The sequence below is a fragment of the Klebsiella sp. C239 genome, from assembly GCF_048822715.1.
GTDB classification, from domain to species: Bacteria; Pseudomonadota; Gammaproteobacteria; order Enterobacterales; family Enterobacteriaceae; genus Klebsiella; species Klebsiella quasipneumoniae.
In genome coordinates, this window is sequence record NZ_JBMEZK010000007.1 from 130,358 (window position 1) to 145,854 (window position 15,497).

Sequence of the window (15,497 nt, forward strand, 5' to 3'; positions counted from 1 at the left end):
AGTGATGCAACAGGAAGAGTGGTTTCACAGAGCGGTCATCTATCAGGTGGACAGTTCTCTGTTTTACGATGCCAACGGCGATGGGTTTGGCGATCTTGCCGGCATACGCCAAAAGCTACACTACATTCGTAGTCTGGGGGCGACGGTGCTCTGGCTGACCCCTTTCTATCTCACCCCACTGCAGGATGATGGCTATGATATCAGCGACCATCTGCAGCCCGATCCCCGCTTCGGAACCATCGCCGACGTGATTGAGCTGCTTGCCCGCGCCCGGGAGCTGGGACTGCGGGTGATCGTTGAGCTGGTTATCCAGCACACCTCCGCCCGGCACCCGTGGTTTCAGGCGGCGCGACGCGATCCCCGCTCGCCTTTGCGGCCATACTATCTTTGGGCCGATCGGCCGCCGGAGAACGACGATCCGCCCATGTTTCCCGGCGTCGAGGAGAGCGTCTGGAGCTGGGACGACCAGGCCGGACAATACTATCGTCACATGTTTTATCGGCATGAGCCCGACCTGAATCTCGCTCATCCGCCGGTGATCGCCGAAATAGAAAACATCATCACCTTCTGGCTGCAGGCCGGGGTGTCAGGATTTCGCCTCGATGCGGCGTCACATCTGGTGAAGCAGGCCGGGAAGGGTGAAGAGGCGCGGGGCTACCCGCTGCTGACGCATCTTCGCCAGGTCGTGCAGCGCCTCAACCCCGACGCGATACTGCTGGGTGAAGTGGACGTGGAGGTGGAAGCGTATCGCCATTATTTCGGCCGCGGCGATCGGCTGCAGATGGTGCTCAATTTCTGGCTTAATAAATACCTCTATGTCAGCCTGGCGCAGCAGCGCGCCACCCCGGTGGTGAAGGCGCTGCAGGCGATGGTGGCCCCGCCGGACGGATGCTGCTTCGTCAACTGGCTGCGTAACCATGATGAACTGGACCTGGAGGGGATTGGCGAACGCAACAAGCGCCAGGTTATCCGTACCTTTGCCCCGGATAAATCGATGTCGGTTTACCAGCGCGGCGTGCGCCGGCGGCTGGCGCCGATGCTGGGTGGCGATACCCGACGCATCGCGCTGGCCCATGCTATCCTGCTGGCGCTGCCTGGCGTGCCGGTGATGCGCTATGGCGACGAGATTGGTATGGGCGACGATCTGCGCTTACCGGAGCGCTACGCGGTCCGAACGCCGATGCAGTGGTCGGCGGCGCCCAACGGCGGCTTCTCCCGGGCGGCGCGGGAGGATTTACCGGTAAAACCGGTGGCCAGCGGACGGTTTCGCTACCAGCGGATCAATGTCGAAGCGGCGCTGCGCCACCCCCGCTCGCTACTGCATCGGGTGCGCAATATGGTGCTGGCGCGCACGGAATATACTGAACCGGGCTCCATCCCTTTTACCCTCCTTACGGTGAAGCCTGCCGCGGTGCTGGGCTTGTGCTATCGCAGCGAATCGCGGGAGGTGCTGATGCTGGCGAACTGCAGCCAGCAGGCGGTAGAGGTCCAGCTCCCGCCGCTGGCCGAGGGCTACTGGAGCCCGATTCTGGAAGATAAGTTCTACCAGGACGGGCTGCACGGCGGGAAAGAGGCGCGGCTGGCGCTCTCAGGGTATGGCTACCGCTGGTTCAGCCGCAGCCTGGCTTAGCGCCGTCTCCCCGGTCGGCGGAACAACGCGCGCAGGGCCATCGTCGCCACCGCCACGCCGACGCCAGCAGCCACTTTGCCCGGGAGATCGGCGCTGATGGTCACTGCTTTACGCCGTGCGCCATCGTTAAAGGGGCCGTGTCCGGGATGATTGCCGCGCACCGGCGTGAACAGGTCGTCCTGGTGCTCTGCCGGCTTCGGCTGGCCGGTAAACTGTCCCTCCCACGCTTTCTTCACCATCAGCCGATCGAGCAGACGAGGGAAGAAGACCTGGCCGAGGATCGACTGGATGGTGCTTTTCCCCACCCACAGTTCGTTCACCGGCCGCTGGATCACGCTGTAGATAGCCTCGGCGGCGACCTCCGGCTGATAGACCGGCGGTACCGGCTGCATGGCCTGATCCATTTTGTTGCGTGCCCAGCCAAACTGAGCGGTGTTCATCCCCGGCAGCTGGACCATGGTCAACTGGAGGTGGCTTTTCTCATGCATCAGCTCGGTGCGCACGGCATCGGTGAAGCCGCGAATGGCCGCTTTGGCTCCGCAATAGGCCGACTGCAGGGGGATCGAGCGCCAGGCCAGCGCCGATCCAGCCTGAATAATCACCCCCCGATCCCGGGGCGTCATCACCTCCAGCGCCGCGCGGGTACCGTTGACATAGCCGAGATAGGTCACCTCCGTCACCCGGCGAAATTCGTCGTCGCTCATCTGACGAAAGGGCGCCAGCACGGTGGTCATGGCGTTGTTGATCCAGACGTCTATGGCACCGAGGGTGGCTTCCACCTCGGCGGCGGCGCGCTGCACAGCCCCGGCATCGGCAACATCGGCGCTAATCGCCAGCGTTTTGACGCCAAACCGTTCGCAGGCCTGCTGCGTCTCCTGCAGACCCGTTTCATCGCGGGCGATCAGCGCCACGTGATACCCTGCGCGGGCGAAACGCAGCGCGGTGGCTTTTCCTGCCCCGGCGGTTCCGCCGGTAATAACCATCACGGACATAGTGACCTCATTCATTTTTTCGCTATCGCAAATTTAAGCTGCACGGATCGAATAATTATTAAGCACAAATAACAACGGTGAGGTGGGAAATATCCTGGAATAAGCGCAGTGTGAATCAGGCGACATATCGTGATGACTCTGGCCTGTTTCTGCATAAGCAGACATTGAGGTTCTATAATCTGTAAGGTCCCTGACAACCCGCGAGGAGGAAAAATGTTGACATTAAACACGCGTAGCGTTGAAAAAGAAGAGGATGACGCCACCCGCGCCCCGGAATCGGGGGATAAACAACCGGAGCGCGATAAATAGCTATTCCGCTGTTATTCCTGTTGCGGAATAATGGATATCTGGCCGTTACGTTCGAGAATAGCGAATTTGATCGCTTTCAGTTCATAAATCCCATGGTGCTGCCTGGCCGCCAGCAGGATATCATCGACAGAAATATTGACGAGCTTGATTTTCTCATCGATGACAGCACCATTTTCCACCACGATAACCGGCGTGCCATCAAGGAAATTTTCCGCCTGGGCAAATTTTTTCTTAATATAACCAAATAAAATATCAATACTGACCAGGGTGACGATAGTCAGCATCGAACCGGTGACGGAATAGTCTGTGCTGAGCATCGCCTGCTGGGTGGCTTCGCTGATAATCAGCAGCAATATCAGGTCAAAATTCGTTAACTGCATCAGGGTTCGTCTGCCGGCAATCTTGAAAATAATCAGCAATATCAGATAGATTGCTGCGGCTCTAAGGACCATTTCCATCGCGACTCCTACGGATAGACAAACTGCTGCCAGCTGACGGCAGGGCGATCGTTGACGGCCGCCTGCAGGGAGAGCGTGCCTATGGTTTTGGGGGTAATCGCTAACCACACCGAGAGCGGCGAGCGGCTGGTCGTCCGCTGATACACCAGATATAATTTCCCGTCGGCACTGTACATTTTATCCGGCTGCGGGCGGATATCGCCAAGCTGGTAGCGAGTTAATAACGTGGCGGCGAAGCTGATCGTGGTGTCATTTTCCTTGGTGGGTTTGATCTGAATATTGAGTTCGGTTTCACTCATCAGTCTGGCATAACGCTGGTAATCGACGATTAATTCACCTCCGGCGCTTTCCCGGTGCGCCTCACTGAAATAACCAGAGGACCACAGGCCGCTTAACGCGGTAAGGATAATGAGGCTGAGTGCAATTATCCCATAGCGCCTGAAGCGATATTCAAAGCGGAGGGCTCGTTCATTTTCGTCGACGATGGGACAAGGCTGTTGATTCTCAATCATTATTATTTTTCCCGCGTTTCGTTTCGGCATCAGCGCAACGATAAGGACATTCTTATATTAGACGATATCAGAACAATTGACTTTGTAAAAATGGCCAGCCTCAGCCAGGCTTTATTCTGTTCATCAGCAAAAACAAGGAGGCATGATGAAAAAATTAGCCTTGGCCATGGCCTGTTTGTTTGCCGCCGCTGTCGCGCAAGCGGACGATAAGGGCGGTTTTAGCCAGGATGCCGCGCCGCCGCCGCCGCACAAACTGGATGACGGCTATCGCGGCGTCGAGGAGGGGCGGATCATGACCGTTGAGCAGGCGAAAACCATGCACGACGGCGCCACGATTTCGCTGCGCGGCAATCTGCTGACCCGGCAGGGAGATGACCGTTATCAGTTTCGTGATAAAAGCGGCACCATCACCGCCATTATTCCGGTTGCCGCGTTTAATGAACAGCATGTAGAGCCTGACGATCTGGTCAGTATTAACGGTAGCCTTGATCGCAAAATGACGCCACCGGTAGTGCGTATCGATCGCCTGCTCAAACAGTCGCCTAAATAAGGGGAGCTTGCCGGTATGAGCACAACATCTCACCCGCACGGCGAGGAGCGCGGGAAGCACCCTGCGCGCGAGGCGCCGGGCGAACAGGGCGAAGTGCCGCGTAAACGGGACGACAGCGAGGATGACAAAACCGATCCTTATCATCCTCACGATGGCCGTTAGCGTCACCCGCAACGGGTACTTTTCGGGAACGCCGGGGTGGCGGGCTGCAGAATAGACGCAGGTTCGGCATCAGGCACTATACTTTTTGTTCGACATCATCACAGGAGGAGTCATATGGCGATTCATAAGAAAGGGCTGGCGCACTGGGAAGGCGATCTCAAGCATGGCAAAGGCACCGTGTCGACGGAGAGCGGGGCGCTGAGCCAGCAGCCCTACGGCTTTAACACCCGCTTTGAAGGGGTGAAAGGCACCAACCCCGAGGAGCTGATCGGCGCCGCGCATGCCGCCTGCTTCTCGATGGCTCTGTCGCTGATGCTCAGCGAAGAGGGCTATACCGCGACGTCCATCGACACCACCGCGGTGGTCACCCTCAATAAAACCGACGGCGGGTTTGCGATAACCGACATCGCGCTGCAAAGCCAGATTGTCCTGCCGGGCGTCGCGCCGGCGGCGTTCGATGAGATCATCCAGAAAGCGAAGGCCGGCTGCCCGGTATCGCAGGTGCTGAAAGCCAATATCACCCTCGACTACCAGCTGAATCCGTAAGCTGTCGTGCCCGCACTCTGCGGGCACCGTTCCCGCGATCTCTCTCCCCGCCACTGCCTCCGCTGCGCAATAGTGGTATCTTGGGTCCTTTCGCAAACGTAAAGGACTCCATCATGATCGGCATTCGCGGGATGATCGAGGCGCAGGTGCTCGGCCTGACCGGTATGGCGCTAAAAGAGATTGATTTTGAACAGCCCAAAGGGGAGCCGGGGCTGTTTGGTCCGCAATCAGCCATCTGGCAGGTGCATGGCGATTTTACCTCTATGTTGTGCGGCGGCATTAGCGCGCTGCTGCTGCAGATGCTGCATCCCCTGGCGCTGGCCGGCGTCTGGGACCACTCCCGTTTTCGCGAGGATATCTTTGGCCGCCTGCGCCGCACCAGTCAGTTTATCTCCGCCACCACCTTTGCCGCCACCCCTGACGCGGAGCGGCTGATCGCCAAAGTGCAGGGGATCCATCAGCGGATCGCCGGGGTGGATAAGGACGGCACGCCGTATCAGGCAAGCGACCCGGCGCTGTTGACCTGGGTGCATGTCGCCGAGTGCAGCCGCTTTATGGCCTCCCACCTGCGCTATAAGCGCACGGTGGTCAGCGTCCAGCGCCAGGAGGACTATTTTCGCGAGTCGGCGGAGATCGCTCGCCGGCTGGGGGCCGAGGATATTCCCCGGACGCCGAATGAGGTCGCGGACTATCTTGAGGCGATGCGCCCGCAGCTGCGCTGTGACGAACGTACCCGGGAGGTGGCCGAGGTGCTGCTCACCACCCGTCTGCCGGGTCGCCTGAGTCAGCCGGTTGGCCAGGTGATGATGCGGGCCGGGATCGATCTTCTGCCGCCATGGGCGCAGGAGATGCTGGGACTGTCGCTGACGCCGCTGCAGCGGCGCACGACGCGTCTGATGGTGCAGGCTATCGCCCGCGTGCTGCGCGCCTCGGTACGCAACGGCGCCTGGCATTGCGCCATGCGCCGGATGGCAGAGGCGTGATTCAGCCCGCCTCGCTCAGGTGCCGGGCAATCAGCGCCTCCAGGCTACCGTCCGCTCGCCATTCGTTCAACGCGTCGTTCACTGCGCTAAAGCGGGCCACGTCTTCCCGGGCGACGCAGATGGCCTGGTGGATCTCGGTAAAATTATCCGCCAGGACCCGCACCTCCGGATGGCGGCGCGCTGTCGCCTCCAGCGGCTGACGGATGCCGGCGACCATATCCCCTTTACCGGCGAGGAAGGCGTCGATGGCCTCCTGCGAGGAGGGGAGACGATTCAGGCTGGCGTGCTGCAGATGGCGGGTTAGCCACAGATCGTAGGCGGCGTTTTGCCCGACGTTAATCGTGGTTGCCGGGCGATCCATATCGACCACGCTCTGGCAGGGCGAACCGGCTCTCACCAGCGCGGTTCCCTGGATGGTGATATAGGGAGAGGTAAAGCGCAGGGTCGCCTCCCGTGCCGGATCGATGGCCAGAAAGGCAATATCCCAGCGTTCGCCGCCGGCGTCGGCCACCACTTTACCGGCGGCAGGATAGGTGACGAACTCGGCGGCGACGCCCCAGCGCTTCGCCAGTCGATGGCTGAGCTCGGGGGTAATGCCTGTCGGCACGCCCCTTTCGCCAGGATGGGCCAGTACCGCATTGCCCAGATTAATGGCAAAACGCAGCCGGGAGGGTGTGATATCTGACATCGCTGACTCCTGTGGTGGCTAAGAGAAGGCGGCCCGACCTGTCGGCGCCAGTGATAAGATAGTCCATCCGCGCGCGGTTGTACCTCTCCGGCCACACTTTCAGAATCTATTCATTAACGACCGCAGCGAATTCGTTAAACCGCAAGGCAATGGCTTTTATATTGTTAAGCATAAACTCAGCTTGTCAGTTTATTCTTCCCGCTCACTGAGGGAGAGAAATAATGACACAACATAATTTTGACAATGATAATAAATATCATCAGCGTTCGGAGCAGGCGCGAAAGAGTACCCTGGTTAGCGTGGTGGTCAATATTTTTCTCTCCGCGTTGCAGATTGCGGTGGGAATATTCTCGGGTTCCCAGGGGTTAATTGCCGATGGAATGCACTCTTTTTCCGATCTGCTCGCCGATGGCGTTGTGCTGGTGGCGAATAAAAAGAGTCGCCGGCCCTCTGACCACGATCACCATTATGGCCACTGGCGCTATGAGAACGGCGCCTCTCTGGTCCTCGGCGCGATCCTGGCGCTGGTCGGAGTCGGTATGCTGTGGTCTGCAGCGGGTCATCTCGCGCAACCGCAGACGATTGCGCCGGTGCACAGCGTGGCGCTGTGGATGGCGCTGACGGCGCTGGTGGTCAAAGAGGGGCTGTTTCGCTATATGCTGGCGGCCGCCAGGCGGCTGAACTCCTCGCTGCTCATCGCCAACGCCTGGCATGCCCGCTCGGACGCCGCGTCATCCCTGGTGGTGGCGCTGGGGATTATCGGTAATCTGGCCGGGTTTGCCTGGTTCGATCCGCTCGCCGCGCTGGCGGTGGGGCTGGTGATTACGCGGATGGGCTATCGTTTCGCCGCCACCGCGCTGCACGATTTAATGGACCGCGCCGTCGATGAAGAGACGCAGCGGGCGATCGCCGGCACGCTGCGGGCCACGCCGGGCGTGGCGGGTCTGCACGATTTGAAAACCCGTAAGGCGGGGGATCTGGTGCTGGTGGATGTCCATCTCGAGGTGGCGGCAGAGCTGTCGGTAGCCGAAGGGCATCAGATTGCCCGGCAGGCGCGGGCGCGGGTCATAGCGCACCATCCGGTGCTCAATGTGATGGTGCATCTCGATCCCAGCGCGGCGGTTGCCGGTTCGCCGGGGAAGGCAAACTGCCTGACGTCATAAGCGGAAAACAGACTGGCTCAGCGGCTATTTTATCCCTGAGCCATTATTCCTCGGCCACCCGCTCGCACTTTGATTGCCCGAACGATAAATAAGGCTCATACTGAGCCGGCCATGACCATCGCTAAATAATGGCGCAGATCTGCCCGTTGCAGTTAACGATAAAATAAACCAATCGGTTCATCGATACTCTCTATTTTTTATTTAGAGATAATAACCAGAGCGGTAATTCAGGAAGTCAGACAATGATCATTCGGCCAGAACAACACTGGTTTCTTCGCCTATTTGACTGGCACGGCTCCGTGCTGTCGAAAATCATCTTTCGTCTGCTGCTTAATGTGCTGATGTCCATCATCGCCATTATCAGCTATCAATGGTACGCGCAGTTGGGGATCCACTTAACGGTGGCGCCGTTCAGCCTGCTGGGGATCGCGATAGCGATTTTCCTCGGCTTTCGCAACAGCGCCAGCTACAGCCGCTTCGTCGAGGCGCGCAATCTGTGGGGGACGGTGCTTATCGCCGAACGTACGCTGGTGCGCCAGTTGCGCAATATCCTGCCGGCCGAACACGATGCCCATCGCCGCATCGTCAGCTACCTGGTGGCTTTTAGCTGGAGCCTGAAGCACCAGCTGCGCAAAACCGATCCGACGGCTGACCTGCGGCGGTTGCTGCCGGCGGACCAGGTGGCGGAGATCCTCGCCAGCTCAATGCCCACCAACCGGATCCTGCTGCTGGTCGGCAACGAAATCGGCCAGCTGCGCGAGGCGGGCAAGCTTAGCGACATCACCTATGGGCTGATGGACAACAAACTCGATGAGCTGGCGCACGTGCTGGGTGGCTGCGAAAGGCTGGCCACCACCCCGGTGCCGTTCGCCTATACCCTGATCCTCCAGCGCACCGTGTATCTGTTCTGCACGCTGCTGCCGTTCGCCCTGGTCGGGGATCTGCACTACATGACGCCGTTTGTCTCGGTCTTTATCTCCTACACCTTTTTGTCGTGGGATTCACTGGCGGAAGAGCTGGAAGATCCCTTCGGCACCGCCGCCAACGACCTGCCGCTGAACGCGATGTGCAATACCATTGAGCGCAATCTGCTCGACATGACCGGTCAACATCCGCTGCCGGAGACGCTGCGTCCGGACCGGTACTTCAACCTGACCTGAGCCCCTGCGCACCGGGCAGTTTCCGCTGCCCGGTCATCACTTTCCCGCGCCCATGCGACCCGCCGCGCGGAGGGGGCGATAAAAGCAAAATTTGCAAATAAGTTAAATTTAACACCCGATAGATAACATCAATTATACAGATTTGTGGTGTATGTTATTATTCGGTTAACAAACGCAGTACCTACGCTTTCCCATCGTACTATCCTTGAGAAACAGCATTCTTATCAGGTGACGCCGCGCACACCACGCCTCGTCGCCGGGGTCGTCGCACGCTTTTTTTCAGCCGGCGGCGGCCAGAACAGAGCAGCAGGAGTAAAAAGATGACCAATAAAAGACGCGCGGTTCCCGGTGTTCACCCTTATGACGGTCCGGCAGGCGGGTGGGGCGCGTTGAAGGCGACGGCCATCGCCGTGCGTACCCAGATGGATGCCTTTGAAGCGCCCGCCACGCTGCTGCGAACCAACCAACCTGACGGCTTCGATTGCCCGGGCTGCGCCTGGCCGGATAAAGAGCATAAATCCACTTTTCAGTTTTGCGAAAACGGCGCCAAAGCTGTGACCTGGGAGGCGACCACCAAACGGGTGACGCCAGCGTTCCTCGCGGCTAACACCGTGACCTCCCTGCTGGCGAAAAGCGATTTTGAACTGGAGGGCTATGGCCGCTTAACCCATCCTTTGGTTTACGACCGCGCCAGCGACACGCTGCGCCCGGTGGCGTGGGAAGAGGCTTTCGCCCGTATCGGCGAGATCCTTCGCGGCCTGCAGCCGGATGAGGTTGAATTCTACACCTCCGGACGGGCCTCCAATGAAGCGGCGTGGCTGTTTCAGCTGTTTGCCCGCGAGTATGGCACCAATAACTTTCCCGACTGCTCTAACATGTGCCATGAATCCACCAGCGTGGGCCTGCCGCAGTCGATCGGCATTGGCAAAGGCACCGTTTCCCTCGATGATTTTGACCAGACCGAGCTGGTGATCTCTATCGGCCATAATCCGGGCACCAACCACCCGCGGATGATGGGCACCCTGCATGAGCTTTCCCGCCGCGGCGTGCCGATTATCGTTTTTAATCCGCTGCGTGAGCGGGCGCTGGAGCGTTTTGCCGACCCGCAAAACGTGATGGAGATGGCGACGTATCGCTCGACGCCGATCGCTTCGACCTACTACCAGGTGCGGGCCGGCGGCGACGCGGCGGCGCTGAAAGGGATCGCCAAAGCGCTGCTGCAGCTGGAGGAGGAGCAGGGCCAGGTGCTCGACCACGCGTTTATTGCGCAACATACCCAGGGGTTCGCCGCCTTCGCCGAGGATCTGCACGCCACCCGCTGGCAGGACATTGAGCAGGAGTCCGGCTTGACGCGCGAGTCGCTGACCCAGGTCGCCGTGGCCTACGCCAAATCCAGGGCCACCATCGTCACCTACGGCATGGGGATCACTCAGCATAATAAAGGCACTTCCAACGTCCGGCTGATTGCCGACCTGCTGCTGATGCGCGGCAATATCGGCAAGCCGGGGGCCGGCATCTGTCCGCTGCGCGGCCACTCTAACGTGCAGGGAAACCGCACCGTTGGGATCAGCGAAAAACCTTCCGCGGCCTTCCTCGACAGCCTGCAGCGGGTGATGGGGATCACGCCGCCGCGGCATCACGGTCACGATGCGGTGAAGGCGCTGGAAGCCATGATCGCCGGCGACGCCAAAGCCCTGATCTGCCTCGGGGGCAACTTCGCCGTGGCGATGCCGGATCACGAACGCGCCTTCCCGGCGATGCGCGGCCTTGAGCTCAGCGTGCACGTCGGCACCAAGCTCAACCGCTCGCACCTGCTGACGGCGAAAGAGACCTTTATTCTGCCGTGCCTTGGCCGCACCGAGCTTGACCTGCAGGCCAGCGGCCGACAGTCGATCACCGTCGAGGATTCGATGTCGATGGTGCATGCCTCGTCAGGCAAGCTAAAGCCCGCCTCGCCGACGCTGCGCTCGGAGCCGGCGATTGTCGCCGGTCTGGCGAAGGCCACTCTGCCGGCCAGCAAAGTGGACTGGCTGTATCTGGTGGAAGATTACGACCGTATTCGGGAGCTGATCGAACAGACCATTCCGGGGTTCGAAAATTATAACCAGCGCATTCGCCACCCCGGGGGCTTTCGCATGCCGCTGCCGCCGACCGAGCGCATCTGGCCTACCGCCACCGGCAAAGCCATGTTCTCGGTTTTCAAAGGCGTGCATGAGAACGTGGTGGTGGAGGGCGAGGAGGTGATGCGCTTAGTGACCTTGCGCAGCCACGACCAGTACAACACCACCATCTACGCCATGGATGACCGCTACCGCGGCGTCTTCGGCCGCCGCGACGTGCTGTTTATGAACGAGCAGGATATGGCCGCCCAGGGTCTGGAGCATGGCGATCGGGTCGATATCCACACTGCGCTGCCGGGCAGCTCGCTGACGCTCAGAGATATCACGGTGGTGGCCTACGGCATCGCGCCCGGCACCGTCGGCGCCTATTATCCGGAAGCCAACGTGCTGGTGCCGCTGAACTATCTGGATGAAGAGAGCGGGACGCCCTCCTATAAGTCGGTCCCCGTCCGCCTGACGCTGCGCTCGAAAGAGATCCGCCCGCTGTCCGGTGTGCGTTAAAGAAGGAGGGCGTTGGGCGGAGTCGCGCCGTCCTGCGCCCGTCGCCCCCTCGTCTCCTCGCTTGAATTTATCGGTTATGAAACTAACATTCTGGTAACCTGTGCGCGGCCCCGGGGGTGAACGGCGGGGTTCAAACGGGAAAAAGAATGGACATTAAGCAACTCAAATATTTGATCGCGCTCGATCAGACGCGCCATTTTGGCCAGGCGGCGGCAGCCTGCCATATTACCCAGCCGACCCTCTCCATGCGCATTCGTAATCTGGAAGAGGAGCTGAACCTGACCCTTATCCAGCGCGGCCAGCGCTTCGAGGGTTTTACCCCGGAGGGGGAGCGGATCCTGGCCTGGGCGCGGGCGGTGCTGGCCGCCCATGACGGTCTGGCGGCGGAGGCGGCCATTTGTCGCGGACAGATGGTCGGTCAGCTGAGGGTTGGCATGGTGCCGCTGGCGAGCCTCAATCCGATGCAGCTGATTAAACCTCTCGCGGAGAAATACCCGGCGCTGCAGTTCAGCCTGCTGTCAATGACCTCGGAGCAGATTATCGATGGCGTCAGCCGCAACCAGCTGGACCTGGGGATCTGTTACCTGCAGCATCTGGATGAACGTCTGTTTAAGATCGCCCGGCTGCCGCAAACTCGGATGGGACTGTTGCACGATAAACGCCATTTCGACTTCAGCGACGGGACGCCGGGGTGGGATACGCTGGCGACGCTGCCCCTTGGCTTTCTGACCAAGGGAATGTACTACCGGGAATCCATTGAAATCAGCTTTAAGGCCAAAGGGCTAACGCCGAAGTCTGTCTTTGAAAGCGATTCGACGTTTCAGATAATCCAGGCGGTGCAGGCGGGGATCTGCTGCGCCATCATGCCGCTCAACAACGGCCTGGAAGCCCTCAGCGACAATCTTGACATCCTGCCCATCGCCGAAAGCCAGGTCGATTCGCAGCTGGCGCTGATTATGCGCCAGCAGGAGCCGGTCTCGACGCTGGCGGAAAAATGCTTCGCCGAGGCGCAGGGGATTTTTGGCTGAGGCCAGCCTCAGATATTCTCCAGTCGAATGCCCCGGGTTCTCGGGCCGAAGATCCCCACCGACAGCATCACCATCAGCATACTGACGACGATAAAGCTAATCACCCCCGGCGTGCCGGCATATTGCAGAATAATGCCGATCAGGATGCTGGTCACCGCGGTCGAGAGCCGGCTGAACGAGTAGCAGAAGCCGACGGCGCGGGCGCGAATATGGGTCGGGAAGACCTCGGCCTGGTAGGCGTGGTAGCTGATGGTCAGCCAGGCGTTGGACCAGGTGATCATAAACCCGCAGATCACCAGCAGAACCGGACTGTTCTGCAGGGCAAACAGGGTGCCGAAGATGACGGTCATCAGCGCGGAGAGGACGATCTGCCACTTGTTCTCAAAGCGATGCACGAAGCGGGTGCAGAACAGGCAGCCCAGCGGATAGGCGAGGGTGATAAAGAAGGCGTACAGCAGACTGTGGGTAATGCTGGCGCCCTGACCGGAGAGCAATGCCGGCAGCCAGTTGCCAAAGCCGAAGAAACCGATCGCCTGGAAGAAATTCATCACCATCAGCATCAGGGTGCGCTGCCGATACTGCGGCGCCCAGATTTCGCGGAAGGTGCCGCGTTTGACGACGCTCTCCGCCGCCTGCGCATGCTTCGGCGACGGCGTCAGGCCGCAGCGGGATTCCATCGTGCACATCACCGCATGCGCCTCATCATGCCGCCCTTTGGTTTCCAGCCAGCGGGCTGACTCCGGCAATTTTTTGCGGATAAACCAGATCGCCAGCGAGAACAGCGCGCCGAAGATGATCACCCAGCGCCAGCCGCTGAGGCCGAAGAGGGTGGTTGGCACCAATATCCAGGACATCAGCGCCACCGCCGGAACCGACAGAAATTGAATAAAGAAGGCAAAGGCGAAGGCTTTATTGCGCAGGTGGGTAGGGACCCATTCGCTGAGGTAAGTGTCAATGGTCACCAGCTCAATGCCGAGGCCGATCCCTACCAGAAAGCGGAAGAAGATCACCCCTTCCGCGCTGCTCTGGGTCGCCATCAGCAGCGAGAAAAAGCCGTACCAGGCGAGCGCCACCATAAAGGTCAGCCGGCGTCCCAGCTTGTCCGCCAGCGGCGCCAGCAGGCTCGCGCCGATAAACAGCCCCATAAAGGTGGCGGAGGCAAAGGCCGCCTGATCGGCGATGCCAAAGATCCCCGCCGCGCCGGTGTGGAAAATACCCTCCGCCAGCAGGCCCGCGCTGATGTACCCGGTCTGGAACAAGTCGTAGAGCTCGAAGAAGCCGCCGAGAGAGAGCAGGGTGATAAACGACCATAACCCGAAGGAGGCGGGCAGCGCGTCAATGCGTCCGGTTAAGCTGGCGTGCGGTTGTCCTGGCGAAGCATAGGGCGTTTCGCCGAGAACCTGGGTGGTAGACATGGTGTTGTGTTCCTCAGGAAGAATGGTTTGCCTGCTAATGTTAAGTGATTGTTAATAGTTTTAAATTTTTAATCTTCAGCGTTAACGGCAATCTTTAGCGCAAGATCGCGCCGTACAGGAGGAAAGTTGAGATTTATGCTGCTTTTCGCCGCACGCCAGGGGAAGAATTGAAGTAAATCACCGTGGGCGGCAATGTTCCCCGCCTGGCGTTATCGCGCTGCCCAGGGCCCGGGCCAGACAGAGTAAACGAATCCTCACCGGCGGCGTTTTCCCGCTTTACCCGCTATTACGCCGGGCTATAATGTGCCCACTTTCATACAGGAGTCATGCGTTGGACAGTCATCCTTATTGTTTTTCTCCGGCAAGCTAACGCGACTGTTTTCGCTGCTTGCCGAACCGGCGGGCAGCAATCTTTGATTATCGGATTGCCTCCCTTAATGTAGTGATTCGCGACCGTACGCGAGAGGCACCGTTATGTTTCTGTTTCCCACCAGCTTATTTCCTCCACCATCACCCGCCCGCTAATTGCCCGGCGCGGCTGAGCGCGACATCAATAATTTTTGGCTTTCTGTTATCTGGAGGAAGGCGCGATGGTATTTCCTTATATGACACATTTACTTGCGGCGATGCTGCTGGGAGCGCTGATCGGCGCGGAAAGACAGTGGCGGCAACGTATGGCCGGCTTGCGGACCAATGCGCTGGTGGCCACCGGCGCGGCGGTGTTTATTCTTAGCGCGATGTCGGCGTCGCCGGACAGCCCCGGGCGCATTGCGGCGCAGATCGTCTCCGGTATCGGCTTCCTTGGGGCGGGAGTGATTATGCGCGATGGCATGAACGTTCGCGGCCTCAATACCGCCGCCACCCTGTGGTGCTCGGCCGGTATCGGTGTCCTCTGCGGCCTGGGACAGTTCTGGAACGCGACGGCGGCGACGCTGATTATTCTGTGCGCTAATATCCTGCTCCGCGAAGCGGCGCAGCGCATTCATGCCTTGCCGGGCGCCGGAGACGAAGAGAAACGCTATATCTTGCGCGTCACCTGTTTACGCGAGCATGAAAAAGCCGTGCGTCAGCTGCTGCTGAATATTGCTCAGCAGCAGAGGTTCACCCTGCAGGGGCTGCAGTCGGCGGCGGCAGATACGGCGGATCAGCTGGAGATTTGCGCGGAGCTGATTAGCCATAAGCAGCATCACAAAACGCTGGCGCAGATTATGGCGCAGGTGGCCGGCCAGCAGAATGTCACCTCGGTACACTGGCGCGTCGGAGAAGCGTAGAGACAGACA

General features: G+C 59.7%; 15 protein-coding genes. 10 read left to right on the plus strand and 5 right to left on the minus strand.

What is annotated here, in order from left to right:
* Positions 1–4 precede the first annotated feature (4 nt).
* Positions 5–1,630: an alpha-amylase family protein gene (locus ACOI6Z_RS19115; protein WP_420687480.1), complete on the plus strand. Its 1,626-nt coding sequence runs from the start codon at positions 5–7 to the stop codon at positions 1,628–1,630.
* On the opposite strand, the gene ACOI6Z_RS19120 is transcribed toward ACOI6Z_RS19115, so the two are convergent.
* From ACOI6Z_RS19120 to ACOI6Z_RS19130, 3 genes are all read right to left on the minus strand, one after another.
* Positions 1,627–2,622, minus strand: coding sequence for an SDR family oxidoreductase (locus ACOI6Z_RS19120; protein ID WP_101989550.1), 996 nt, complete (start codon positions 2,620–2,622; stop codon positions 1,627–1,629). The two genes, ACOI6Z_RS19115 and ACOI6Z_RS19120, sit on opposite strands and share 4 nt — an antisense overlap.
* 320 nt (positions 2,623–2,942) lie before the next feature.
* Positions 2,943–3,389 carry a DUF421 domain-containing protein gene (locus ACOI6Z_RS19125; RefSeq protein WP_023289822.1) on the minus strand — a complete coding sequence of 149 codons (447 nt, stop codon included), beginning with the start codon at positions 3,387–3,389 and terminating at the stop codon, positions 2,943–2,945.
* Positions 3,390–3,397: 8 nt separating this feature from the next.
* Positions 3,398–3,901: a hypothetical protein gene (locus tag ACOI6Z_RS19130; protein ID WP_101881166.1), complete on the minus strand. Its 504-nt coding sequence runs from the start codon at positions 3,899–3,901 to the stop codon at positions 3,398–3,400.
* Between the two features lie 145 nt (positions 3,902–4,046).
* Here ACOI6Z_RS19130 and ACOI6Z_RS19135 point away from each other — a divergent pair, with 145 nt between their 5' ends.
* The 4 genes from ACOI6Z_RS19135 to ACOI6Z_RS19150 all read left to right on the plus strand — a co-directional run bounded on the left by ACOI6Z_RS19135 (position 4,047) and on the right by ACOI6Z_RS19150 (position 6,142).
* The gene (locus ACOI6Z_RS19135) at positions 4,047–4,451 is read left to right on the plus strand and encodes a YdeI family stress tolerance OB fold protein (RefSeq protein WP_032452981.1); all 405 of its coding nucleotides are present in this window, start codon (positions 4,047–4,049) and stop codon (positions 4,449–4,451) included.
* A gap of 15 nt (positions 4,452–4,466) precedes the next feature.
* Positions 4,467–4,613: a hypothetical protein gene (locus tag ACOI6Z_RS19140; RefSeq protein WP_032452980.1), complete on the plus strand. Its 147-nt coding sequence runs from the start codon at positions 4,467–4,469 to the stop codon at positions 4,611–4,613.
* A gap of 114 nt (positions 4,614–4,727) precedes the next feature.
* Complete coding sequence (locus ACOI6Z_RS19145) at positions 4,728–5,159, plus strand: OsmC family protein (RefSeq protein ID WP_004202630.1); 432 nt, start codon at positions 4,728–4,730, stop codon at positions 5,157–5,159.
* 113 nt (positions 5,160–5,272) lie between these two features.
* Entirely contained in the window at positions 5,273–6,142 is an 870-nt protein-coding gene (locus ACOI6Z_RS19150) for an oxygenase MpaB family protein (RefSeq protein ID WP_023289819.1), read from the plus strand.
* A 1-nt stretch (position 6,143) separates the two neighbouring features.
* Here ACOI6Z_RS19150 and ACOI6Z_RS19155 read toward each other — a convergent pair whose 3' ends face one another.
* Positions 6,144–6,830, minus strand: coding sequence for an ABC transporter substrate-binding protein (locus ACOI6Z_RS19155; RefSeq protein ID WP_420687481.1), 687 nt, complete (start codon positions 6,828–6,830; stop codon positions 6,144–6,146).
* Positions 6,831–7,051: 221 nt separating this feature from the next.
* On the opposite strand from ACOI6Z_RS19155, the gene ACOI6Z_RS19160 reads away from it, so the two are divergent.
* From ACOI6Z_RS19160 to ACOI6Z_RS19175, 4 genes are all read left to right on the plus strand, one after another.
* Positions 7,052–7,993, plus strand: a complete 942-nt coding sequence (locus ACOI6Z_RS19160) for a cation diffusion facilitator family transporter (RefSeq protein ID WP_420687482.1) — start codon at positions 7,052–7,054, stop codon at positions 7,991–7,993.
* 242 nt (positions 7,994–8,235) lie between these two features.
* Complete coding sequence (locus ACOI6Z_RS19165) at positions 8,236–9,153, plus strand: bestrophin family protein (RefSeq protein WP_060589518.1); 918 nt, start codon at positions 8,236–8,238, stop codon at positions 9,151–9,153.
* 320 nt (positions 9,154–9,473) lie between these two features.
* Positions 9,474–11,774: an FdhF/YdeP family oxidoreductase gene (locus tag ACOI6Z_RS19170; RefSeq protein WP_240247598.1), complete on the plus strand. Its 2,301-nt coding sequence runs from the start codon at positions 9,474–9,476 to the stop codon at positions 11,772–11,774.
* Positions 11,775–11,920: 146 nt separating this feature from the next.
* Entirely contained in the window at positions 11,921–12,802 is an 882-nt protein-coding gene (locus tag ACOI6Z_RS19175) for a LysR family transcriptional regulator (protein ID WP_023289814.1), read from the plus strand.
* Between the two features lie 8 nt (positions 12,803–12,810).
* Here the strand turns inward: ACOI6Z_RS19175 and ACOI6Z_RS19180 are convergent, their stop codons facing one another.
* Positions 12,811–14,217 carry an MFS transporter gene (locus tag ACOI6Z_RS19180; RefSeq protein ID WP_420687483.1) on the minus strand — a complete coding sequence of 469 codons (1,407 nt, stop codon included), beginning with the start codon at positions 14,215–14,217 and terminating at the stop codon, positions 12,811–12,813.
* 590 nt (positions 14,218–14,807) lie between these two features.
* Between ACOI6Z_RS19180 and ACOI6Z_RS19185 the strand changes: the two genes are divergently transcribed.
* Positions 14,808–15,488, plus strand: coding sequence for an MgtC family protein (locus tag ACOI6Z_RS19185; protein ID WP_032452970.1), 681 nt, complete (start codon positions 14,808–14,810; stop codon positions 15,486–15,488).
* The last annotated feature ends 9 nt before the right edge of the window (positions 15,489–15,497 follow it).

What these genes read in the sequence shown, in the direction of transcription:
- ACOI6Z_RS19115 (WP_420687480.1), top strand. Translation starts at nt 5, where the DNA reads ATGCAACAGGAAGAGTGGTTTCACAGAGCGGTCATCTATCAGGTGGAC.
- ACOI6Z_RS19120 (WP_101989550.1), bottom strand. Translation starts at nt 2,622, where the DNA reads ATGTCCGTGATGGTTATTACCGGCGGAACCGCCGGGGCAGGAAAAGCC.
- ACOI6Z_RS19125 (WP_023289822.1), bottom strand. Translation starts at nt 3,389, where the DNA reads ATGGAAATGGTCCTTAGAGCCGCAGCAATCTATCTGATATTGCTGATT.
- ACOI6Z_RS19130 (WP_101881166.1), bottom strand. Translation starts at nt 3,901, where the DNA reads ATGATTGAGAATCAACAGCCTTGTCCCATCGTCGACGAAAATGAACGA.
- ACOI6Z_RS19135 (WP_032452981.1), top strand. Translation starts at nt 4,047, where the DNA reads ATGAAAAAATTAGCCTTGGCCATGGCCTGTTTGTTTGCCGCCGCTGTC.
- ACOI6Z_RS19140 (WP_032452980.1), top strand. Translation starts at nt 4,467, where the DNA reads ATGAGCACAACATCTCACCCGCACGGCGAGGAGCGCGGGAAGCACCCT.
- ACOI6Z_RS19145 (WP_004202630.1), top strand. Translation starts at nt 4,728, where the DNA reads ATGGCGATTCATAAGAAAGGGCTGGCGCACTGGGAAGGCGATCTCAAG.
- ACOI6Z_RS19150 (WP_023289819.1), top strand. Translation starts at nt 5,273, where the DNA reads ATGATCGGCATTCGCGGGATGATCGAGGCGCAGGTGCTCGGCCTGACC.
- ACOI6Z_RS19155 (WP_420687481.1), bottom strand. Translation starts at nt 6,830, where the DNA reads ATGTCAGATATCACACCCTCCCGGCTGCGTTTTGCCATTAATCTGGGC.
- ACOI6Z_RS19160 (WP_420687482.1), top strand. Translation starts at nt 7,052, where the DNA reads ATGACACAACATAATTTTGACAATGATAATAAATATCATCAGCGTTCG.
- ACOI6Z_RS19165 (WP_060589518.1), top strand. Translation starts at nt 8,236, where the DNA reads ATGATCATTCGGCCAGAACAACACTGGTTTCTTCGCCTATTTGACTGG.
- ACOI6Z_RS19170 (WP_240247598.1), top strand. Translation starts at nt 9,474, where the DNA reads ATGACCAATAAAAGACGCGCGGTTCCCGGTGTTCACCCTTATGACGGT.
- ACOI6Z_RS19175 (WP_023289814.1), top strand. Translation starts at nt 11,921, where the DNA reads ATGGACATTAAGCAACTCAAATATTTGATCGCGCTCGATCAGACGCGC.
- ACOI6Z_RS19180 (WP_420687483.1), bottom strand. Translation starts at nt 14,217, where the DNA reads ATGTCTACCACCCAGGTTCTCGGCGAAACGCCCTATGCTTCGCCAGGA.
- ACOI6Z_RS19185 (WP_032452970.1), top strand. Translation starts at nt 14,808, where the DNA reads ATGGTATTTCCTTATATGACACATTTACTTGCGGCGATGCTGCTGGGA.